The sequence below is a fragment of the Leptolyngbya sp. UWPOB_LEPTO1 genome (assembly GCF_017302695.1).
Classification (GTDB): domain Bacteria; phylum Cyanobacteriota; class Cyanobacteriia; order Leptolyngbyales; family Leptolyngbyaceae; genus Leptolyngbya; species Leptolyngbya boryana.
In genome coordinates this window covers 207916-230454 of record NZ_JAFLCJ010000001.1, presented here as the reverse complement: position 1 = coordinate 230454, position 22539 = coordinate 207916, and the positions used below count along the sequence as shown (strand labels likewise).

At 47.5% G+C, this 22539-nt stretch carries 14 protein-coding genes; 6 read left to right on the top strand and 8 right to left on the bottom strand.

What is annotated here, in order from left to right; all coding sequences use genetic code 11:
* The first annotated feature begins 525 nt into the window (after window positions 1-525).
* Window positions 526-3519, top strand: coding sequence for an L-glutamate gamma-semialdehyde dehydrogenase (gene pruA / locus J0L70_RS00995; protein WP_287452723.1), 2994 nt, complete (start codon window positions 526-528; stop codon window positions 3517-3519).
* A 165-nt stretch (window positions 3520-3684) separates the two neighbouring features.
* Here pruA and J0L70_RS00990 read toward each other — a convergent pair whose 3' ends face one another.
* The 5 genes from J0L70_RS00990 to J0L70_RS00970 form a co-directional block, all read right to left on the bottom strand.
* A complete protein-coding gene (locus J0L70_RS00990; protein ID WP_287452721.1) occupies window positions 3685-6576 on the bottom strand; it encodes a hybrid sensor histidine kinase/response regulator in 2892 nt (963 codons plus the stop codon).
* Window positions 6576-9368 (bottom strand): methyl-accepting chemotaxis protein, encoded by a 2793-nt coding sequence (locus tag J0L70_RS00985; RefSeq protein ID WP_287452720.1) that lies wholly within the window; start codon window positions 9366-9368, stop codon window positions 6576-6578. Before J0L70_RS00985 ends, J0L70_RS00990 begins: the two co-directional genes overlap by 1 nt.
* Before the next feature lie 72 nt (window positions 9369-9440).
* Entirely contained in the window at window positions 9441-9950 is a 510-nt protein-coding gene (locus tag J0L70_RS00980) for a chemotaxis protein CheW (RefSeq protein WP_017290597.1), read from the bottom strand.
* A gap of 5 nt (window positions 9951-9955) precedes the next feature.
* The gene (locus J0L70_RS00975; protein WP_268180345.1) at window positions 9956-10333 is read right to left on the bottom strand and encodes a response regulator transcription factor; all 378 of its coding nucleotides are present in this window, start codon (window positions 10331-10333) and stop codon (window positions 9956-9958) included.
* A gap of 32 nt (window positions 10334-10365) precedes the next feature.
* Window positions 10366-11421, bottom strand: coding sequence for a response regulator (locus tag J0L70_RS00970; RefSeq protein ID WP_287452719.1), 1056 nt, complete (start codon window positions 11419-11421; stop codon window positions 10366-10368).
* Window positions 11422-12350: 929 nt separating this feature from the next.
* Between J0L70_RS00970 and psaK the strand changes: the two genes are divergently transcribed.
* The 4 genes from psaK (at window position 12351) to J0L70_RS00950 (ending at window position 18127) form a co-directional block, all read left to right on the top strand.
* Complete coding sequence (gene psaK / locus J0L70_RS00965) at window positions 12351-12611, top strand: photosystem I reaction center subunit PsaK (protein WP_026148946.1); 261 nt, start codon at window positions 12351-12353, stop codon at window positions 12609-12611.
* Window positions 12612-12880: 269 nt separating this feature from the next.
* Window positions 12881-15835 (top strand): peptidase domain-containing ABC transporter, encoded by a 2955-nt coding sequence (locus J0L70_RS00960; RefSeq protein ID WP_287452717.1) that lies wholly within the window; start codon window positions 12881-12883, stop codon window positions 15833-15835.
* Between the two features lie 363 nt (window positions 15836-16198).
* Window positions 16199-17731, top strand: a complete 1533-nt coding sequence (locus tag J0L70_RS00955) for a beta-barrel domain-containing protein (RefSeq protein WP_287452716.1) — start codon at window positions 16199-16201, stop codon at window positions 17729-17731.
* Window positions 17732-17770: 39 nt separating this feature from the next.
* The gene (locus J0L70_RS00950) at window positions 17771-18127 is read left to right on the top strand and encodes a HetP family heterocyst commitment protein (RefSeq protein ID WP_017290603.1); all 357 of its coding nucleotides are present in this window, start codon (window positions 17771-17773) and stop codon (window positions 18125-18127) included.
* A gap of 30 nt (window positions 18128-18157) precedes the next feature.
* On the opposite strand, the gene J0L70_RS00945 is transcribed toward J0L70_RS00950, so the two are convergent.
* Window positions 18158-19246, bottom strand: coding sequence for a Gfo/Idh/MocA family protein (locus tag J0L70_RS00945; protein ID WP_287452713.1), 1089 nt, complete (start codon window positions 19244-19246; stop codon window positions 18158-18160).
* 161 nt (window positions 19247-19407) lie between these two features.
* Here J0L70_RS00945 and J0L70_RS00940 point away from each other — a divergent pair, with 161 nt between their 5' ends.
* A complete protein-coding gene (locus J0L70_RS00940; RefSeq protein WP_287452712.1) occupies window positions 19408-20814 on the top strand; it encodes an aromatic ring-hydroxylating dioxygenase subunit alpha in 1407 nt (468 codons plus the stop codon).
* A gap of 1 nt (window position 20815) precedes the next feature.
* Here the strand turns inward: J0L70_RS00940 and J0L70_RS00935 are convergent, their stop codons facing one another.
* Both J0L70_RS00935 and J0L70_RS00930 read right to left on the bottom strand, forming a co-directional pair.
* A complete protein-coding gene (locus tag J0L70_RS00935) occupies window positions 20816-21361 on the bottom strand; it encodes a hypothetical protein (protein ID WP_144056280.1) in 546 nt (181 codons plus the stop codon).
* Between the two features lie 171 nt (window positions 21362-21532).
* Window positions 21533-22483, bottom strand: coding sequence for an NAD-dependent epimerase/dehydratase family protein (locus tag J0L70_RS00930; RefSeq protein WP_287452711.1), 951 nt, complete (start codon window positions 22481-22483; stop codon window positions 21533-21535).
* Window positions 22484-22539 lie beyond the last annotated feature (56 nt).

The window sequence follows — 22539 nt, the reverse complement described above, 5'->3', positions numbered from 1 at the left end:
TCAACATCAATTCGGCAAGTTCTCTCGCTTCTGGGGAAGTTCTGCCGTGGCATGTAGATGGGTGTAATTCAACATCAATTCGGCAAGTTCTCTCGCTTCGTTGCTCACCCGCCCCGGAATAAATTCGGGGCTAACTGTGCGAAGTCCGCTCTGGGACTAACAGCCAGTTAAAACATTTTCTTCATTGAGTTTCAGTCCACTGATTTCAATCTTGTCTGCTTTGAAGATAGAAGTTAGTAGTTCACTCCATTCAATCGGATAGGGCGATAGAGTGAAGATCTAAAATCATGGTTGCTACTCTCCACTCTGCCACTATGAGCAGTTGACAACTAAACAATTACAGCCAGAATCTCCAATGAGGGCGAATTACGAACTGTAAACGAACTCAAACTTTGATTGGGAACTGTAAACCTTTTTCATCCATCCCGACTGTGACGCTCCTGACAGATTCGAGAATAGAACAGTAGGAGACTGGATACTTTCCCTGCACATTTCCCAGATTTTTCGATTGGAGTCAGTTAGGTTATGGTGAGTCAAGCTTTTGGAGATGCCTTGGGCACAGGTTCGCGAGAGCATTATGAATCTCAAACGCAAGCGATCGCGAGACAATTGCTGCGAGCAACTCGCGAATCGAGATCTTGGTTTGCTCAAGTCCGCGATCAGATGCAGTGGGATGATAAGTTGCTCGGCTGGGCAATGAGTAACCCAGGATTGCGAGTGCAGTTGTTTCGGTTAATTGATTGTTTGCCTGCGCTCCGCAGTAAGCCAGAAATCGCGCGGCATTTGCAGGAATATATGAGCGATCAGACGGTTGAATTACCTGCGGCGTTAAAAAGTCTGCTGAATTTTGCCAATGCTGAGTCGATGCCGGGACAGCTAGCTGCAACGACGCTTTCTACGGCGGTTGAGACATTGGCGCATAAATATATTTCAGGCGAGAACCTAAAACAAGTGCTGAAAACGATCGAGCGACTACGCAAAGAAAAAATGGCGTTTACGGTCGATCTGTTAGGTGAGGCAGTGATTACGGAGGCGGAGGCACAGTCTTATCTCGATCGCTACTTAGAGTTGCTTGAGCAATTGACCGAAGCCTCAAAATCTTGGTCGAAAGTTGAGCAAATTGACTTCGCGGATGGGCAACCATTGCCGAAGGTGCAAGTGTCTGTGAAGTTGACCGCATTCTACTCGCAGTTTGACCCGTTGGATGAGGCAGGAAGTCAGGTGCGGGTTGCCGATCGTGCTAGAACTTTGCTGCGTCGGGCGAAGGAGCTAGGAGCAGCCGTTCACTTTGATATGGAGCAGTATGCTTACAAAGATTTGACGCTAGAGACTTTGAAGGCGTTGCTTTTAGAAGAAGAGTTTCGATCGCGCTCTGATGTGGGCATGACGATTCAAGGCTACTTGCGCGACAGTCAAGCCGACTTACAAGGGTTGATTGATTGGGCGAAGGAGCGAGGCACACCGATCACAGTGCGCTTAGTCAAAGGGGCTTACTGGGATCAAGAAACCATCAAAGCGGTTCAGAAAGATTGGCAACAGCCCGTTTTTAACGATAAAGCTGAGACTGATGCGAACTATGAACGCTTGACAGAATTGCTGCTCGAAAATCATGAGGTTTTAAATGCGGCAATTGGTAGCCACAATGTGCGATCGCAAGCTCATGCATTAGCGATCGCGACTGCTTTAGACATTCCGAAATCTCGGATCGAATTTCAAACCCTTTACGGCATGGGCGATAAACTCGCGAAAGCGATTGTAGAACAAGGCTATCGAGTTCGAGTTTACTGTCCTTACGGTGAACTGATTCCGGGAATGTCGTATCTGATTCGGCGGTTGCTCGAAAATACGGCAAATAGTTCATTTTTGCGGCAGAACTTAGAAGAAAGACCGATCGAGGATTTGATTGCGGCTCCTCAAGTCGGTGAACCTTCTCAACTCAAAGGGCTAGATAAGTTTGAGAATGCAGCCGACACAGACTATGCCGATCGAGCAAAACGCGATCGCATTCAATCTGCTTTGAAATCAGTTCGTCAGCAGTTTGGACAAACTTACCTGCCTTTGATCAATGGCGAGTTTGTAGAAACGGCTGAGAAGCTGAAATCTGAGAATCCATCGCGGTTTAGTGAAACAGTCGGTACAATCGGGCTGATCAGCGTTGACCAAGCAGAAGACGCGATCGCATCTGCGAAAGCTGCTTTTCCAGCCTGGAAACGGACTTCTGCTCAAGAACGCGCTCATATTCTGCGCAAAGCTGCCAATCTTTTCGAGCAGCGTCGAGAGGAATTGATTGCTTGGATGACTTACGAAGTCGGTAAGCCTGTGAAGGAGGGCGACGGCGAGGTTTCAGAAGCGATCGATTTCTGTAACTACTATGCTGATGAGATGGAACGCCTCGATCGGGGCGTGGACTACGATTTCCCCGGTGAAACAAACCACTATCGCTATCACGCTCGCGGCATTGTTCTAGTCATTTCTCCTTGGAACTTTCCATTAGCAATTCCGGTTGGTATGACTGTTGCTGCTTTAGTCACGGGTAACTGTGCATTGTTGAAACCTGCCGAGACTTCTTCTGTGATTGCTGCCAAGATTGCAGAGATTTTAGTAGAAGCAGGCATTCCGACTGGAGTGTTTCAATTTATTCCAGGTAAAGGACATACGGTGGGCGCGCATCTCGTCAAACATCCTGATGTGCATATGATTGTGTTTACTGGATCGCAAGCGGTCGGGTGTCAGATTTACAAGGATGCAGCTGTGTTACAGCCTGGACAAAAGCACCTCAAACGAGTGGTCGCTGAAATGGGCGGGAAGAATGCAGTAATCATTGATGAGAGCGCAGATTTAGATCAAGCGGTTCAGGGGGTTGTGCAGTCTGCGTTTGGATATAGTGGGCAGAAATGCTCGGCGTGTTCTAAAGCGATCGTGCTTGAACCTGTGTATGAGACATTCTTGTCAAGATTGGTCGAGGCAACTCGATCTCTGAACATTGGAGAAGCTGAATTACCGGGTACGAAAGTTGGTCCTGTGATTGATAAGGAAGCTCAGAATCGCATTCAAAAATTTATTGAATGGGGTGAAATGGCAGGAACGCTTGTATTAAAAATGCCTGTTCCAGAAGGAGGTTACTTTGTAGGACCAACAATCATCACAGATGTTTCTGCGGATGCAAAAATAGTTCAAGAAGAGATTTTTGGACCAGTCTTAGCTGTGATGCGTGCGAGTTCATTCCAAGAAGCTTTGGATTTGGCGAATGGTACGCCTTATGCATTGACCGGGGGATTGTATTCGCGCACGCCATCGCATATTGAGCAGGCACAGGCTAATTTTGAGGTCGGAAATCTGTATATCAATCGCGGCATTACAGGCGCGATCGTGGCTCGGCAACCGTTTGGAGGCTTTAAGCTCTCAGGGGTTGGCTCGAAAGCAGGTGGAGTCGATTATTTGCTTCAGTTCCTAGAGCCGCGAGTGGTGACGGAAAATGTTCAGCGGCAAGGATTTGCGCCGATCGAAGGAGCGGAATAATGATGTGTGTAGGTTAGGGGCGTGGGCTAGTTGTCAAGCGCATGAATTTGGGGGAGTGGGGAGTAAGAACTTCTCTCCCCCTTCCCCCACTCCCCTATCGGTCTGTTATGGTGAACTACTAGCTCTCAACTCAATTCGCAGACACCAAAACTCCGCTGCATCGCCTTAAACCAGAGCAGTCGATTTCACCATGCCTTCTAAAGTTCGCAAGAGCACCTGTTCGTTATAAGGCTTGGAAAAATAGGCTGCTGCTCCCAAATTCTCCGCGACTTTTCGATGCTTCTCTCCACTCCGGGAAGTCAACATCATCACAGGGATCTGTGCCAACTGCTCGTCCGATCGCAGTTTTGCCAAAAAGCCATATCCGTCTAATCGGGGCATTTCAATGTCGCAAATCACCGCTTGCACAGACAGTCCTGCTTCTAAACGCTCGATCGCATCTTGACCATCTTTGGCTTGTTCAACTCGATAGCCCGATCGTTCTAAAGTCAAGGCTAAGAACCGACGCACATTGATCGAATCATCAACGACCAAAATTGTTGGCGTTGTCGATCGCGCCATACTCGGTTGGGATGCCGCTAAACTTGCGCGCAGTTGCTTGCTAAAGGCTTGATCCGGTTGAATATCTGAGCGCTCACAGCTTGTAATCCAACGCAATAGCTCCGTCACATTCACCAATGGCACAACTCGCCCATCGCCCAAAATCGTACAGCCACTAAAACCAGTGGGCAGAGCTAAGTTTCCTTCTACTTTTCGCATCGTTGCTTCTTGTTCACCCCAACAACGATCGATTTGAATGCCGAACCATTGCGGTGCTTGATCAATGATCACAACACTCGTCATCGCGATCGTGGGTGGCGTTTCAAATCCATGTGGAATCTGTGGACAGTTAAATCGCATCCATTTCTGCAATCGCACCAATTGCACCACTTTGTCTTGCCAGTTGAGAACCTCACTTCCCGCTGTTTCAATAATTTGATTAGGCTGGAGTAAAAAGAGTTCTGAAACAACATCGGTTGGCAAAGCAAGCAACATGCCATGACATTCAATTAGTAATACTTTGATCGTCGAAAGAGCAAACGGGATCGATAACGTAAACGTTGTTCCTTGTCCGGCTTGAGTATTCACGCTAATTTCGCCGCGAATTTGCTTGAGATTGTTTCGCACCACATCCATGCCAACGCCACGACCCGAAAGGGCAGTGACTTGAGTACTCGTACTAAATCCTGGCTCAAAAATCAGCGATAACAGTTCTTCATCGCGAGCCGCATCGAGTAAGACGGGATCGAGTCCCATTTGTTCAGCCCGATCGCGAATTTTGTCGATCGGAATTCCTTCGCCATCGTCTCTGACGGTAATGATGGTGCGGTTGCCTTGATTAGCCGCTTGAATCTCGATCGTACCTTGCGGTGGTTTTCCTCTGAGTGCGCGCAATGTTGGCTCTTCAATCCCATGATCAAAGGCATTCCGAATCAGATGCATTAATGGATCATTCAATGCTTCGAGAAGATTGCGATCGATGAGTGTGCTGCCCCCAACCACCGAAAGCTGCACCTCTTTCCCATATTGCAATGACCATTCTCGGATCGCGCGTGGGAAGCGATTGATCACATCGGAAATGGGGCGCATTCGTAACTGAGTTAAGCCACTTTGCAGTTGCTTCGCAGTTTTAGTTAAGTTCCGCGCCGATTGATCCGCATCATCCAAACTCAGATCAATGTCTTCGCTCACCTCTTGCAGTTGCACGATCGTTTCCATCACTTGCTGAGACAACAAGTGCAAGTCGCCATAGCGATCGAGTTCTAGTGCGTCAAAGCCCGATCGACGATTGTCCTGGAGCGATCGACTGCCATCTAAGGTGACGCGATCGTAAGCAGTTCTTAACTTAGCATTGACTTGATCAAGGACTTGTACCCGGTCGTGTAAAGTCCGAGCTAGACCTCGTAAGCGTTTTAGATAGAGATCTAACCCGTTGCGATCGATAGTTAATTCACCAAACGAATCATTTAACTGATTGAGTTGACGAACGGGAACGCGCACAGTCGTATCTTGAGCTTCAGTTGCCGTACTGATATCAGGTTCGGGATCTAGAATTTTGAAATCTGTGCCTTTTGGTTCGCCGACTGGAATGCGAGTTGGCATCGGAATCGGCTGAAAATCATCGACGGCTAACGCTTCTGCTGCTAATGCTTCGGTAAACCAATCGGTTTCGCCGACATTGGGTTCGAGGACAGAAGGCACGTCTGCAAAATCAGCCAATTCTGGAGGTAGAGTCGATTCCGCGATCGCAGTAGGAATTTGATCATACTGTCCGGCGATCGCAAGCTTTTGCGCGGTGCGCCACGCTGTTAAAGCTGATTCAGCAATGGCGCTAGTATTCTGTGAATCTTGTTCGATCGCGTAAGCAATCGATTGGCACAGTTGCACAAATTGCGAAAGTTGCAGCATTTCGCCTAACCCACCCAACTCTTGCGCCAGAATTGCTACCTCTTCTCGCAAGCAAGGCTGATCTGGAGTGTTGAGCACCGTTTCTAATCGCTCTAAACATCCTTCTACTTCTGTCTCAAACAACAGTGGAACGATGTCTTGCCCTTCTTCGGGTGAGAGAATCGAGGCTGCATTTTCTTCCTGGGGATCGCCGAGTTCAGCATGTAATGCATCAAAGACGGGATACGCTTCAACCGAGAGCCAATTCGCATCGACAAAAGAATCCTGATGACGCTGCATCGATTCGCGATCGAACTCTACAACTTGTCGCAGACAGCCCACTGAGGCAAGCAGTAAGTTCTCCAATCGCGGACTAACCACAATCGACTTGTCAATTTTCAGGACTTTCCAAGAATCTTCGAGCCGATGGGCAAGCTCACTGAGAACTTGAAATCCCATCATGCCTGCTCCGCCTTTAATCGAATGCGCTGCCCGCAAGGCGGCATTCGCTTTTGCCACATCGATCGGATGATTTGCTAAATCTAAAATCGTCGCATCAAGAACATCTAAGTACTCTTGCGCTTCATCGAGAAACTGACGGCGAATTTCCAGTTCTTTATCTTGTGCCATTAGCCCACCTTAAATGTGCCCACTGATTCTTGTAGCTCCTGCGCGACTTCTACGGTTTGTCTCAACGATCGAGAGACTTCCATTGAAGATGCCGATGTGCGTCCTGCTGCGGCTACGATCTCTTGCATCAAGTGCGAGACTGCATCTGAGGTTTGCACCTGCGTCACCGTCGCCTCTGAAATGGACTGCACCAAATCATCGATGCGGCGCGATACCTCTAGAATCTGCTCCAAACTCTGTTTCGCGTTATCGACTAATCGAGTTCCTTCCACGACCTGAGTTGTGCCTTGCTCCATCGCTTCGACCACTTCAGTTGTTTCGCGCTGAATCGTTGCGACAATTTGCTCAATTTCGCGCGTTGCTGTTGCCGATCGCGTTGCCAAATCTCCCACTTCTTCTGCAACGACAGCGAAACCTTGCGATCCTTCATCTGCCCGTGCTGCTTCGATTCCAGCATTAATCGCGAGTAAGTTCGTCTGCATCGCAATCTGGTTAATCAACGAAACGACTTTAGAAATCTGCTGCGTCGATTCACCCAAGCGTTTGACTTTCTTCGCGGTTTCTCCGATCGTATCTCGCAGACCCAGAATGTTCTGTACGGTTAGCTCCATTGCGATCCCGCCTGCTTCTGCGGTCGAAGAGGCTTCACGGGCAACAGATGCAGCTTGTTGAGCACTGTTCGAGACGGTTTGAATCGATCGCAGCATATTCTGAACCGAATCGAGCGTGCGACTGGTTTCATCGGCTTGGCGAGTTGCTTCATCTGAAAGCTGCCGTACCGCTTGTTCATCCGAACTCAGCGAGGCATTCACTTGACTCGCAGCATCTTTTACCTGGGTAACAATCTGCCGCAAACTTTCCACGATCGAATTAAAGAAGTCGGCGACCGTGCCAATTTCTCCAGCCGTAACATCGGCTCGAACCGTCAAATCTCCTTCAACAGCTCCTTCTACATCTGCTAGCAGATTGATCAACTGCATCTGCAAGGCTTCTTTCTGCTGTTGCCGTTCTTCAGACAGTTGCTCTGCTGCTTTTCTTGCGTCTTCTGTCTGGTCTAGCAAGCTTGCTTGATCGAGTGCGTAGCCAATCTGAACGGCTAACTGCCCGAAAAAGTCAATTTCTTCGGGTTTCCACGATCGCGGAGCCGAACACTGATGCGCACATAATAATCCAATCAACTCTTGGTTTTGCACGATCGGAGCAACCATATTCGCTTGGACTTCCAATCGTTCTAAAATCTCACAGTGACAATGACTCAGCTTTGCTTGCTTCAGATCTTCCATCGACCAAACGCGCCCTTCTCGATAGCGATCGACTAAAGACGCTTCCATCGGATCGCTGACGACTTTGCCCAATGCTTTGATCCAATTTGAGCCAACTGATTCTGCGGTGATAGTTCCGCTCAGGTAGTCCGGGGCAAATCGATAAACCACGACTCGGTCGGTTTTAAAGGCGGCTCGGATCTCTTCTACACTGGTGGCAAGAATATCATCCACAGATAGAGAGCGACGAATTTTGACGGTGATCTGGGTCAATAACTGTGATCGTTCAGCATTCTCTGTCTGTTGGCTAACCAAACTTTGTAACTGTCCCGCCATCAAGTTGATGTTGCGACCTAAGATGCTGATTTCATCAACTCCTTTAACCGCGAGACGAGTGTTTAATCTTCCATTCCCCAGTTCTAGAACTGCATTAGTTGCTGCCACAATTGGACGAGTTGCTCGACTTGCTAACCAAGCGGCGAGCAATCCAGTCAGGAAAACCGCCACAGCAGTTCCCAATAAAAAGGTGAGCAGTAACTGTCGCTGTGGCGCAAAAGCGATTTCGGTGGGGATACTCAACACCACATCCCACCCTAGATCAGGGAGTCGATCTCGTCCTGTCCAGGGTATGAAGCTGGCTAAGACAGGTTTAGATTCATTGTTGAGTTTCTGGGTAACAACACTGGAGTTGATCTCTCGACGAGATTGCAGTTGCGAAAAAGAGGAATAAATTGATGAAGCAGCTTGTCCGATCTTGGCATCTTGAGAAGACAAGAAGATTTGATTGCTCGCATCAAGAACACTGAAGGTTGCGCCGACTTTGTTGTAGTTTTGCAGTTCTGATGCCAAACTTTTAATCGGCACAACTGCCCGCAAAATTCCACTGCGCTTTCCACTGCCGCTTTCTTGAACTGGAGCAGTAATGTAAATCGTATAGGCAGTATTCGGACTCAGGCGCATCGGACGACTAATCGAAACCCGACTCGACTGAAGTGCGGCTCGGAAGTAATCTTGGTCGTCTTGCCGTGGGATCGGTTCGCGATCGGTCTGAATTAGCGCATTGCCATCGTTATCGAACAGCGTGATACTTTCGTAGTTTCCATTCTCAATAGCTCGCTCAAACAAGATGCGTTTCTCCTCGGTAGAAGTTCCGTCTTGGAGCCCTGGCGTCGTTAACATCGGCAAGCTTGCTAGAATCTGTAAGTCGGCAGTTCGTTCCGACATATAGCTAGCAATCCGTTGGCTGAGCGTAGTTGCCAGGGTTTCTTCCGTATCCACAATCTGGCGCGTAATTGATTGATTCGCAAACGAATACGCGATCGTGCCAATGACGAGAACGGGGAGAGTTCCGATGGTGATCGCGATCAAGGTCGCTTTGTTTTTCAGGCTCAATCGTCTAAATCGGGCAAGTCCTGGGATGGAGAGCGATCTGCGTTTCACAGGGGTTGGAGGCATATCGATCGAGCTTGGCTTTAGAGTGTTCGACTGAGCAAGCTGATCCCGTTGGGCGGCATTTAATTGGTCAACCATAGATTTAGAAGTTTCAAACGGGTAGTAGCGGTAGATGAGAACATGATGCGATCGCCTGATGAAGAGAGTATGTTAATGACTTTGCAAAAGTGGAGCTTGCAGAATTGCTTCTCCGTCTAAGAGAAAAATCACATCTTGAGACTGTAAGATGCAAGCTTTGGAGTAGGGGATCAAGCCTTTGGTCACGTGACTGGGGACGGGCTGTAAGTCGTCAGGCTTTGCCCAAGCAATTCCATCGACTCGGTTGACTGCTGCTGCTACGGCAGTCGAGCCAGTCCGAAGAATCACGAGATCATATTGTTGGGGACTGTAATCGAGTCTGCCGATATCAAGGAGCATTGCGAGATCGAATACCCACAACGCGCGACTGCGACGGTGCATCAGTCCCAAAATTCCGGGCATCAAGTTAGGGATCGGCGTCAAATAGCGCGGCTGAAGCACGAGGACTTCTTGAACATGCCGCATGGGTAAGCCGACCTGGGTTCCTTGCCCCACTTCAAATTTGAGATAGCTTTCGCCCAAATTTTTCGGAGCGATCGCATTTTTTTGCGTTGTTGCTAATGTCAACACTGAGTCATCCACGCGTTTTATCCTCCGACAGATTGGACAGCCCGGATCAACTCTTCACGAGTAAACGGTTTTGTGATGTAGACATCTGCACCCTGACGCATTCCCCATAAGCGATCGATGTCCTGCCCTTTTGAAGTGCAGATAATAATTGGGACTTTCTGCGTTTCTGGATTTTTCTTCAAACTCCGACATAGCTCGAATCCACTCATGCCCGGCATCACGACATCGGTGACGATCACATTGGGCTTCAGCTCGATCGCCTTATTGAGTGCGTCTTTTGCGGTGACTGCTCCGACCACACTATAGCCACTTTCTCGTAAGTAGTGGCTCAACAGTTCCATCTCCGAGGGGGTATCTTCAACAACTAGAACAGTTCGCATTAATGTTAGGCTCATAACGTTTCACAGCAGGTAAAGTAGCATTTCGGTTACTCAAGGTATCGAAAAACGGTTTTGATTAATTCGGCTTGGGTAAAAGGTTTGGTGAGATAGCCAGATGCACCCGCGATTTTAGCTTTAGCGCGATCGATGAATCCGGTGTGACCCGTGACCATGATGATCGGAGTGAGCTTAAAGCTGGGGTGGCGGCGTAGCAAGGAACAAAGTTCATAGCCATCAAGATTGGGCATTCCGACATCAAGCAAGATGATGTCCGGTTTACTCCGAACGACTTGCATTAATGCTTTGACCGGGTCGTTAATCATAATCACCGAGACGCTGGACTCATTTAAGAAGGTACTAATCGCTTGCAATACCGTTGGGCTGTCATCAATGCAGGCAATTTTGTATTGAGCTTGAGCGGTTGCTGTCGCTGAGTGAGTCGGTACTGAACCCGTCGGAAGGGTTATACCTGGAGTCTGAGTCGGTTGAGGAGTCGTGAAGGTGAGGGGTCTAGTGCTAGGAGCACTTGAGACTGGGCTAGGGAGCGGGATCGATACATCTGGGCTAGCCGCTTTTGGAATCGTAGGTGCGTGGGATTTCAAGTCAGAATGACAGCGTTCGACGATTGGGCGCAAATCGAGCTGACAGAGATTCGGGTAATGCAAGAAATTGGGTTTCGCAATGACTTCATAAATGCCTTCTGTCACACTCAGAAAAGGTTTGATCACGTCGATTGCAAGCAGTTCAATCAGTTCTGTGGCTTGAGATCGATCGATTAATCCTTGTCCAATTAGCCATTCGATCGCTTGATAGTCTGCGCTGGTTGCAGGATAAGTTCCAGCCACCGTTTCAAATTGCCGGAGCTGAGCGCGATCGAATCGAGTCAGCGAGGGGACGCGATCGCTGAGTTGATCGAGAACACGATCGAGCCGCTCAAAGGGCTGGATCGAATTGGTTGCAAAGGCGAGCGTTCCCTCATCTAGGTAGAGTAACCAAGAGACGGAACCACTGACAATTTGCAAGCAACCATCGACGCGACGGCTGATCAATTGTGCCAACAACGAGAGCGGTTGTAGGCGTTGAAACGGTCTGTGACTAACCATAACTAACCATAAACATTAAGCAAAGTTTTCAGGAGATGAAGTATTCCTTGAGACAGAGTCAGAAGAAAAAGATCATCCGTAAAATATCAATCAATCGGCAGAAAACCCAGACGCTATCAGTCTTATAGGAAGATATCAGTACTGAGAACAGTCGCGACATCTTAATAGAAACTTGATACTTGTAGAAGCATTTCCTCATATTTGAAGTTCAGTCCTAAATACGAAAAATTCGGAACTATCTAAGAACTAGACAGCCCGCCGCACCTTATAGATGAATTTCAAATATGTTCCTCAGCAAATACTGATGTTGAATTTGTCGAAGTTGCGATGAGCATTATTCGCTAATTCAAGTATAAATTTTGAGATGAACCTCCTGAGCTTCGCGTTAAATTGCATTGAGAGAATGACAATTTCAGGGAATCAACGTTTAATGACCTCAGTATTTAAGATCATCATTAGATTACTCTCTACTTTCCCAAATAACAAGTCAGAATTGCGAACATTTTGACTCAGTTGTAGTTTGTAATACTACCTATCTTGGATTTTCTTATTTAGACATATATCGGAAAAAACTTGCGCTGAAAGGCTTTGACAAATTTGCATAAAAATTCAATTTCCAAATTTGCTCATTTGTATGTGAATTAAAATACATGCTCAGCCAAATTGAATTCGTCAGCCTTGCCAGGGAAAAACCCACTTTTTCGAGATGATATGTGTAATTAATTACTAAATTTCGATGGGCTAAATGGCTCGCGCAAAGAAGTACAAGGAATCCGATGCTTAGTAATTTTTTATACTCAGTATACTGTTAGATTTTGTTGCAAACTGCATAGAATCATGAACTATTGCTGCGATTTGACTTGTTTCGTGAGGCTTTTTGGTAGAAAACCTCTAGATACAAGTTTTGGATCACGAAAGGAGAAACTCAATTGTTAATCTCTACCTTGCTAGCAGTTGCGCCGAGAGCTGTGGATTGGAGTCCGAGCGTTGGGGCTGTGATGATTATTTGCAATATTTTGGCGATCGCGTTTGCGAAATACACGATGAAGAATCCGAGTGCGCCCCCTGAAATGCCTTCATCCAATATGTTTGGTGGCTTTGGACTACCTGCTGTGATTGGTGCGACCTGCTTTGGTCATGTGCTAGGCGCAGGTGCGATCTTAGGATTGTCCAACATTGGCGTTTTGTAATCTCCAAGTGCCTGATTTGTTACTCAAAGATATTTGGCTAGGGAAGAAATTCTCTAGCTTTTTTGGTGTGGAAAGCGAGACTTTTGTACTTCACTGGCGGCTCCCTGCCTTCTATATAAAGTTTATTTACGTTTGTATGGATTCTCGAAAACCAGACTGCAGAAAGGAATAGGAAAGCTCGAACTTCACAGTAGCTAAAATTTATCGTCTCTTTTGCTAGAACGCTGGATCGCTCTCAACAATCCATCCGATTCTCCTAGCCCCCCCTTATGAAGAAAAATTCAGAGATTGGACGCGACGCGCCTCCAGTCAACTTGGATAGTGCTTATGAGCTACTGTCCGAGATTCTTATGACCCGATTTTCGGTTGATCCTGCTTTCTCGCGATCGTTTAATTTTCGAGCCTTTCAACTCGGTGATGTGCTGAACGTCTCTCATGTCATGATTCTTTGCCAAGGACGAGTCCGTTTGATTCGGTCGGGTGTACCTGCGGCAGTGTTAGACGTGGGAGACAGTTGGGGATCAGATGAACAATTCTGTGATCCGGTTCTGTCTTATCAAGCGATCGCGGCAAGTGCTGGATTTGTTGCTGAGATCGACAGTATTCCGTCTGAGCTAGAGTCTGACCTTAAGAAGATGGCTCACGATCGACAACGCTTGTTGTTTTTGAAGAGTGAGACGGATCTGCGATCGCATTCTAGCCATGTTCTGAAAAAGCTCCTCCCGCATTTGTGTGAGATCCGCATTGCTGCTGGATCAAGTGTTGCGGATCAATCTGGTCGGTTTTGGTTACGACAGGGGAAAGTTCAAGGCACTCAGCCTCCAACGATTGGGCAAGGGTGGGGTTATCCTCAACCCGTCCCGTCAGATTGGGTGGCTGCAACTGAACTTCAGCTCTATCAAATGAGTGCAAACCATTGGGATACTGTTTTTCAGAGTGAAGCATCACCCGAGGTCAAACCGATCGTTCAGCCTTTGGCGCGAGTTCAACCTGTTGAAGCTCAGCCTGTTCGACCAATTCCGGCTCCTACAAAGCCTGCTGCGATCGAGTTTGCGAAACCTCGGCGATCGCGCATTAGAATTGGTCGCGCTCCGTTTATTCCTCAGCAAAGCAGTTCGGACTGTGGGGCTGCTTGTTTAGCGATGATTGCTCAGTACTGGGGCAAACGATTGAGCATCAATATGTTGCGCAACTTAGCAGGCGTGGGACGATCTGGAGCTTCGCTCAAGGGACTCGCACTCGCGGCAGAAAGTTTAGGATTTCAGGCGCGACCTGTGCGATCAAGCTTTAATCGCATGACCGAACAGTCATTGCCTTGGATTGCTCACTGGCAGGGTGAACATTATATTGTCGTTTACCGCATGAAGCGGAATCGAGTTCTAGTCGCTGATCCAGCACTCGGTCGGCGATCGATAAGTTATGAAGAATTTCAAGCCAGTTGGACGGGCTACGCTCTGCTCTTAAGTCCGACTCAACTGTTGAAAGCATTACCGAAATCAAAACCGTCATTGGGAAGATTTTTGGGAGCTTTTACGCCTTATCGATCAATTGTCTGGTCGATTCTGCTCGCGTCGGTCTTGCTGCAAATCTTTGGTGTCGTCACACCTCTCTTTACTCAGATCATTCTGGATCAAGTCGTTGTTCACAAAAGCCTACCCACACTGCAAATTTTCATCTTTGGATTGTTGCTGTTTGGGAGTTGGAAAATTGGGTTAACTTGCACCCGCCAGTATTTACTGGATTTTTTCTCGAATCAAGTTGATCTCACCTTGATTAGTGGCTTTATTGCTCATGCGTTGAATTTACCGCTGCAATTCTTTGCGACTCGGCATGTCGGTGATATTGTGACGCGCGTGCAAGAAAATCATAAAATTCAGCTCTTTCTCACCCGGCAGGCAATCACAGCATGGCTAGATGCAGTCATGGCGATCGTGTATGTCGGATTGATGCTGCATTATAACTGGCAGTTGACCCTATTAGTCCTTGGGCTGATTCCACCGATCATCATTATGACCGTGATTGCGAGTCCCTTTCTCCGGCAAATGTCCCGACAGATCTTTCACGAATCTGCCAAGCAAAACTCGTCGCTTGTGGAAATGCTCACAGGCATCTCAACGGTGAAAGCAACCGCGTCAGAACGAGAGTTGCGCTGGCAGTGGGAGGATGAACTGACCAGTATGTTTAATGCTCAGTTTCGGGGGCAGAAGCTGGCGAATGCCTTGCAGGGTGCAAGTACATTAATCAATTTATTTGGTAGTACGTTACTACTTTGGTATGGGGCAAGGCTCGTGATTGCAGATCAATTGACCATTGGGCAATTGGTTGCATTCAACATGATGATTGGTAGTGTGATTACTCCCATTTTGTCGTTAGTCGGTCTTTGGGATGAGTTCCAAGAGGTTTTAGTTTCGATCGAGCGATTAGACGATATCTTCAGTGCCCAGCCCGAAGAAAGTCCGGATCAACCTCTGCTCGTGCTTCCACGTATTCGCGGGGAAGTGACATTTGAGAATGTTACTTTTCGCTATCATGCGGATGATAGTCGCAATATTCTGCAAAACATTTCATTTACGGCTCGTGCAGGGGATACGATCGCTTTAGTCGGTCGCAGCGGGTCTGGAAAAACAACCTTGGCGAACTTGCTTCAAGGGTTATATCAACCTACCTCTGGCAGAATTCTCATCGACAACACCGATCTGCATCATGTTTCGCCGCAATCTCTGCGATCGCAGCTTGGAATTGTTCCACAAGAGTGCTTTCTCTTTTCGGGAACGATCCTGGATAACATTACGCTCTATCGACCTCAATATCGCCTAGAAGATGTGTTAAAAGCTGCAAAACTCGCAGAAGCCCATGCTTTCATTCAGAGCTTACCTCTGGGTTATCAGACAAAAGTGGGAGAGCGAGGCACCATGCTATCGGGTGGACAACGGCAACGAATCGCGATCGCGCGTGCCCTGCTCAATCTGCCTCGAATTTTGATTTTGGATGAAGCCACCAGCTCACTCGATACGGAATCCGAGCGACGATTTCAGAAAAACTTGCAGCAAATTAGCCGCGATCGCACAACGTTCATCATTGCTCACCGACTCTCTACTGTTCGCAACGCAGATTGTATCTTAGTGCTCGATAAAGGCATCATCGCAGAGCAAGGAACTCATGAACAGTTAATCAAACAAGGAGGACTCTACACTCAGCTTGCTCAACAACAACTGGATCTATAACTGCTGTCGCAAATATTACAGGTAGTAAGATCACCCGTGCTAGGGGTTGTCATACCGCGTAGAACGATTATGATAGGTATTAGATATAACAAAATGCTCATCAAGTCTTCTAGCAATACTGACGATATCTCTAGCTACACAGGGATTGCACTACCACGCCACTTAGTTCAGTCTTCAGACATCGCATTGATGGTTAAAATCGCTTCAAATCATCCCGGTAGAAACAACCTTTTTACTGAATGGCTTGCTTGTAGATCTAGATTTGGATCTTCCGCAGCCGAAAACAATTAAAGCCCTCATTGCACTGCACTTCATCTGACGACTGGAAATGTTTCATGCAATTTCTAGTGTTAGGTCATTATTATGTCGATACGGATTGATTCACTCTCTCTTGAAGATGCACCGCCGCCTACTCTGTCTTCTAACTTGGAGACCGATGAACTGTCAGAGTTTGCCTACCTCTATGGGGGTACGCTCGCATCCATTCCAGTCATGCCTTCTGCATTTCCCGACCCTCCCGCAAGTTCGGCGGACTCTTCCCACCCCACTCCGCCGGAGAGATGGTCTACTGCGCTGCAAAATGTTCTCGATCGTCCTCCTGCAACTTTTCCCAGTCGCTTAGTCGCGGGTGGTGTTATCTTTTGTGCGGCATGTGTCGGTTGGGCAACAACGAGCCAGATGGAAGAAATTGGACGCGCGCAAGGGCGTTTAGTGCCTCAAGGGGAAGCTTACAAAGTTCACCCTGTCGTTTCTGGCAAAATTGCTCAAGTGTATGTGCAAGAAGGTCAGACGGTGAAAGCTGGACAAACGATCGCTGAACTCGATCATGAGATTGCACTCAATCGAGTGGGAGCCTTACAGCAAGAAGAGCGCAACTATGAAAAAGAGCTGCTGCAAATTGATGCCTTAATTGATAAAACTCGATTAGAAGCACAAACGAGATCGACCATTGCGACGGCTGAGATTCGTGCTCAAGAAGCCACGATCGCTCAAGCTCAAGCAAAATTGCAAGGGCAAGACACCACAATTTTGCAAACTGAAGAACGAGCAACGACCAGTCAGGCTTTACTGGCCCAACTTCAAGCCGATGCTGACAGTCAAAAAGAACGACTCGAACGGCTGAAATTCCTTGTTGATCAAGGGGCACTGGCGCGGGAGCACCTCTATCAAGCAGAGCAACATTTCGGCGATCGCCAACGCAGCATTACTCAGCAAACCGGAGACATTCAGCAGGCTTTGGCGGAGTCGCAGAAAATGCGATCGGATTTGCAGCAAGTTGTGGCAGAGTCTCGACGCTTACGGGCGCAGCTGACTCAGAAATATGCAGAAGGGCAAACAGCCCAAATTCAAGCTCAGCAAACGATTCAAAATTTGTTTGTGCAGCGAACGCAGTTAATGGCGAAGAAACAGCAAACTGAGAAGCTGATCCAGCAAGCGAATGCTGAGATGAAGCAACTTAAATTGCAAGCTCCCGTTGACGGAATTGTTTCCGCCTTGAATGTTAGTAAGCCTGGTGAAGTGGTGCAAGCAGGGCAAACGGTCAGTGAGATTGCACCTCAGACTGCGCCTTTAGTTTTAGTCGCAGCTTTACCGACGCGAGAAGCAGGGTTTGTCAAACCGGGAGACAAAGTACAAGTGAAGTTTGATGCTTATCCTTATCAAGACTATGGAATTGTTGGGGGTAAGGTTGTGAAACTGTCGCCTGATATTAAGCAAGATGAGCGATTGGGGGCTGTGTATCGGGTCGAAATTCAGCTCGATCGACACATGATTCAATCAACCCCGCTCAAAGCAGGTCAGACTGCGTCGGCAGAAATTATCGTGCGTAGGCGCACGATCGCGGAAATGCTGCTTGATCCGATTCGCCAATTACAAAAAGGCGGAATTAGTTTGTAGTGCCCGGATTTTTAAGAATTTCTGAGGAGAGATATTACTATGACGTTTCAGCGGGGAAGCGTAGCTCAGTCGCGCAATAAAGTCATGAGTCCTGAACAGTTTAAGCAAGTCGTCGATGCGATTACGGAAGGTCGGTATTCTTGGGCTTGTGTGCTGATTCTACGGTTTGCGGGCTACAATCCTGTTCACTTTATTCCACACCGTACCTACAGTCGATTGCTCAAAGAAAATCGCGTACAAACTCCGAGCCGATTAACTCAAATCAAGGACTTGGCTTATTCAGAAACGGTCGAGCAGCCCGAAGAAGTTCTACATGGCGGGAAGCTGCCAATTTGGTTTGTAAACTCACCACCATGTGAGCAACTCAAAGCTCAGCCCGTTTACTCGATTTGGTAGAACGCGCAGCGACGGTTCCAGAGGTTATGCTCACTTTGGAACCGTTACCCAAGTTCCAGTCTCATTCGATTCATGTGCTAAATCCATCAACAATTGCGAGTAAACCCCTTCTTTCAAAGAGGGTGGGAGAGATTCTTGTCGATCGATGCCTAATACCCACTGATCGACGACACGAATAAACGGTGCAATCCGCCCATCTGTGAATACTTGTTCAAATGCAAACTGCTTAGGAATCTCCAATTCCACTAATTCTTGTCCAAGCGGTGCGCCCCACAGCTTAAATCCATGCACATAATCTTTCTGATTATCGCTACCGAGTACTAGCGTTCCGCGATCGCCATACACTTCAATCCAATGCCCGCGTCCTTGAGTTGTGACTGAACTAATACAAATCTGACAAGGCGTACCGTCTGTTAGCTCTAATGTGATGTTGCACGTATCATCCGAATCTACAGGCTTTAGGTCGCCTGTACTTGGATCAGGACGGTTTGGAATTGCAGTACTTAACCTTGCCGTTAAACGATCGACATCGCCAAAGAGCCAAGCAATGTAATCAAAGGTATGAGACGCTAATGCCCCTAATGCACCTCCTCCTTGTTCTTTACGCGCGTACCAATTCCAAGGACGAGAAGCATCAGCGCGGCTTGAGACGAGCCAATCAATCTTAATTAACCGCTTTTGTCCGACATAATTTGAGGCAAGCAAATCTGCAAAATGTTGCCAAGCCGGAACAAAGCGAAACTCGAAATTCATGCTTGTCACCACTCGACGATCGAGCGATCGCTGATACAAGTCTCTCGCTTCTTTCACATTCAAAGCAGTCGGCTTTTCAAGCAATAAATGTTTTCCAGCATCTAAAACCGACGTTGCCATCTCATAATGCAGGAAAGGTGGAGTGGAAACACTAACCGCATCGACTGTTGGCAGCGAGAGAATCTCAGTGATCGACGAACTTGCCTGAGGAATATTGTGAGCTTGAGCGATCGCCTGTGCTTTTTGCAAGTCACGATGATAGACTGCCACGACTTCAGTGCGTGGATGTGCCTGTAATCCGGGAATATGGACTTTCTGCCCAAAGCCCGTTCCGACAACTGCTACACCAATCTTAGAACTCGTCATAGCTATCTCTTTAACTGCAAAAATCTTATTGTATAAGCAGAACAGTCTGATTGTTCCTGCCCCCAGAGTTGTGCAACTCCCGGCAATGGTGGATTTTTTCACAGCGAAATTGAGAGAGATATAATTAAGATATGTAAAGAAGATCTCCAAAAGGCTGTCTCATGCTGACTGATGCACGTACTTCGATCGCAGAAATTCCAGCAGGTGGAACTGACCCCACTCGATTCGACTGGAAAGAAGCATGGTATCCCGTTTATTACATTCAAGACTTGGACAAAACCAAGCCCGCTAAATTCACACTGCTAGGGCAAGATCTAGTGATTTGGTGGGATGCAAATGCTGAAAGCTGGCAAGCCTTTGAAGATCAATGTCCTCACCGTCTTGCCCCACTTTCAGAAGGCAGAATCGCAGAAGATGGCCTGCTCGAATGTCCCTATCATGGATGGGCATTTCAGGGCGATGGCACCTGCGATCGCATTCCCCAACAACCCGAAGGGTCGCTTGCGCATCAGTCTAAACGTGCCTGCGTCGCCTCCTACGCCACGGCTGAGCGTCAAGGCTTACTTTTTGTCTATCCTGGTCAAAACCCGTCCGAACAGGTCAAAATTCCCATCATCGAACCGATGGAAGAAACGCCGGACGGATGGGTCTGTCTGAACACATTTCGAGATTTGCCTTACGATGCTTTGACCTTGCTCGAAAATGTTCTCGATTCGAGCCATCTGCCGTTTACGCATCACAAATCGGTTGGCAATCGATCGAATGCGGCTCCGGTTGAACTCGAAGTTTTAGAATCGAGTAAACAAGGCTTTAAGGGATTTTGGCAAGAAGGGCCGCGCAAAGGCACATTAGGCTCACAGCAGACGACTTTTATCGCACCTGCTCTGATGTGGCATGATCTCACCTCAAAGCAATTTGGTCGAACGCTCACCGTCGTTTATGCTACCCCGACCCGAAAAGGAGAATGTCGGGTCTTTGCTCGCTTCCCGTTCAAGTTTGCCTCTAAACTTCCGAGTACTTTCATTCGATTGACACCCCGCTGGTACTCGCATTTAGGTAACAACACTGTGCTAGAAGATGACCAAATCTTTTTGCACTACCAAGAGCGATACCTCGCTGAGAAAGGCGGAAGTGATAACTTTGCAAAAGCTTTTTACTTACCGACTCGTGCTGATACGTTTGTATCTACTTTGCGTCAGTGGGTGAATGCGTTTGAAGCTGATCCGTTTCCCGGCGAACCTTTACCGCCGTTGCAATCGATCGACGAATTGCTCGATCGCTATCATTCTCATACGATTCATTGTTCAAGCTGTCGCACTGCGCTTGCCCGAATTCAGACCATAAAAATTGGAACCGCAATCATCGGAGGTTTAGCTTGGGCACTGCTGCCACTGCTCTCAATCGCACTTTCCCCCTCGTCGATCACGATCGCGATACTGGCTGTGATCGTGCCACTGATTGCTGGTTCCATTTGGCTTGTACTGAATCGCTTAGAGCAGAAGTTTTACAAAGGGCAACGCACTCCAGCAAGAAACTTGCCGGAGAAAAAGCGTAAGTCAGCCCTCTGATTTAGACTGCTTGGAAGCGAGAAGGATTGTCTTGAACTTTCTTTAATAGTCCACGACGCTCGGCATGTTTGGTTGTAATTGCAACACTCATCCGAGCTTTTGACATTTCTGCGGGATCGAACGGATCGTAGATTTGATCGATTAAGTCATCGATTGATAATGGTTCTTTCGCAGAACCCAACACTTCCACGATCGCTTGCATGGCCTTCAAGGATTTGAACTCAGATTTTAGAACTGAGGCATCGAAGGATTTGGAGGATTTCCGTCCTTTTGCTTTCTTCGGCTCAGCCGCAACGGGGGCTGCTGCTTTTGCCTTGGATTTTGCGGGAGCTTTCGTCGCTTTAGGACTTGCTGTACTAGCTGCTGGTGCGCTAGGTGCGCTATCACCACTTGCACCCAACAGTTGCTCAATGTATTGCAACGTTTTGTCGAGTTCTGCTTCTGCTTCGGATTGTGCTGCCTGAATGAGAGCCTGGCGTTCGCTTAGTAAACGAGAGCGAGTTTCTTCCAAATTGGATTTCAGGTCTTTAGTTAGAATGGATGACACGATATTTTCCTGAAATAAAGTGATGTAAGTAGATTGTAGTTCCCTCTGCCACTTTTAGATCAACTTAGCTCGAAAATGTTGAAAGAAGCTACTGGGGAGTTCTAGGGAATCTCATTAATCTGAGTGCTAGGAATAGCTAACTAGCTACTAAAACCCTTACAGTGAAAGCATTTATTGATAGAGCGATCGAATCCATTCCCATTCCTGAGTCAGCCCTTCTTGTAAAGAAACTTGCGGCTGATAATTCAAGATTTTTTTTGCTTTTGTCACATCTGCAGAAGTATGTCTGGCATCTCCGATCGCATTTTCGATAAACTCTTTCCGAATTGAGCGACCTAAAATCGTCTCCATTGTTGCAATGACATCCGTTAAAACGACGCGACTGCCTCCTCCAATGTTAAAGATTGCTCCAACTGCTTCTGGGGTTTCTGCCGCCGCTAAATTTGCCGCGATCGCATCATTCACGTTTGTGAAATCTCGGGTTTGCTGACCATCTCCATAAATGACGATCGCTTGATCTTGAAGTGCTGCTTTGAGAAACTTGTGAAATCCCATGTCCGGACGTTGTCTTGCTCCATACACAGTGAAGTAACGAAGCGAGCAAGTGGGAACTCCGAAGTTTCGATAATAAAGTCCACAAAGCTGCTCGGCTGCTAGTTTTGTGATGCCGTAAGGTGAAACAGGCTGGGGGCAAATTGTCTCAGAAGTTGGCAGTGCTTCTGCATTGCCATAGATGGATGAACTCGAAGCATAGATAAATCGCTGAAGGCGCTTTGCAGTTTTAGCTGCTTCAAGTAGAATCTGAGTCGCATTAATATTTTGCTCAGTGTAAGTGCGAAATCCTGATCCCCAGCTTGCTCGCACTCCGGCTTGTGCTGCTTGATGGTAAATCACTTCCACATCTTTCAAGAGGTGATGCCAATCTAGGGACTGAATATCTGCTTCAATCAGCTTAAAATTCGGATACTGCAAGCTGATGGCGAGATTTTTCCACTTCAGTTCCGGATCGTAGTAGTCATTGAACTGATCGACACCAATGACGCGATCGCCTCGTTCGAGCAAGGCTTCGACAAGATGCGAACCAATAAATCCTGCTGCTCCGGTCACTAAACTTAGGGTCATATCTCCAACCGTTGCCTCACACTGTAAAGGGTTGATCTTACTCGATCGTGGGGATC

Coding starts and splice junctions, on each gene's coding strand:
- pruA (WP_287452723.1), top strand. CDS start 526: ATGGTGAGTCAAGCTTTTGGAGATGCCTTGGGCACAGGTTCGCGAGAG.
- J0L70_RS00990 (WP_287452721.1), bottom strand. CDS start 6,576: ATGGCACAAGATAAAGAACTGGAAATTCGCCGTCAGTTTCTCGATGAA.
- J0L70_RS00985 (WP_287452720.1), bottom strand. CDS start 9,368: ATGGTTGACCAATTAAATGCCGCCCAACGGGATCAGCTTGCTCAGTCG.
- J0L70_RS00975 (WP_268180345.1), bottom strand. CDS start 10,333: ATGAGCCTAACATTAATGCGAACTGTTCTAGTTGTTGAAGATACCCCC.
- J0L70_RS00970 (WP_287452719.1), bottom strand. CDS start 11,421: ATGGTTAGTCACAGACCGTTTCAACGCCTACAACCGCTCTCGTTGTTG.
- J0L70_RS00960 (WP_287452717.1), top strand. CDS start 12,881: ATGAAGAAAAATTCAGAGATTGGACGCGACGCGCCTCCAGTCAACTTG.
- J0L70_RS00955 (WP_287452716.1), top strand. CDS start 16,199: ATGTCGATACGGATTGATTCACTCTCTCTTGAAGATGCACCGCCGCCT.
- J0L70_RS00950 (WP_017290603.1), top strand. CDS start 17,771: ATGACGTTTCAGCGGGGAAGCGTAGCTCAGTCGCGCAATAAAGTCATG.
- J0L70_RS00945 (WP_287452713.1), bottom strand. CDS start 19,246: ATGACGAGTTCTAAGATTGGTGTAGCAGTTGTCGGAACGGGCTTTGGG.
- J0L70_RS00940 (WP_287452712.1), top strand. CDS start 19,408: ATGCTGACTGATGCACGTACTTCGATCGCAGAAATTCCAGCAGGTGGA.
- J0L70_RS00930 (WP_287452711.1), bottom strand. CDS start 22,483: ATGACCCTAAGTTTAGTGACCGGAGCAGCAGGATTTATTGGTTCGCAT.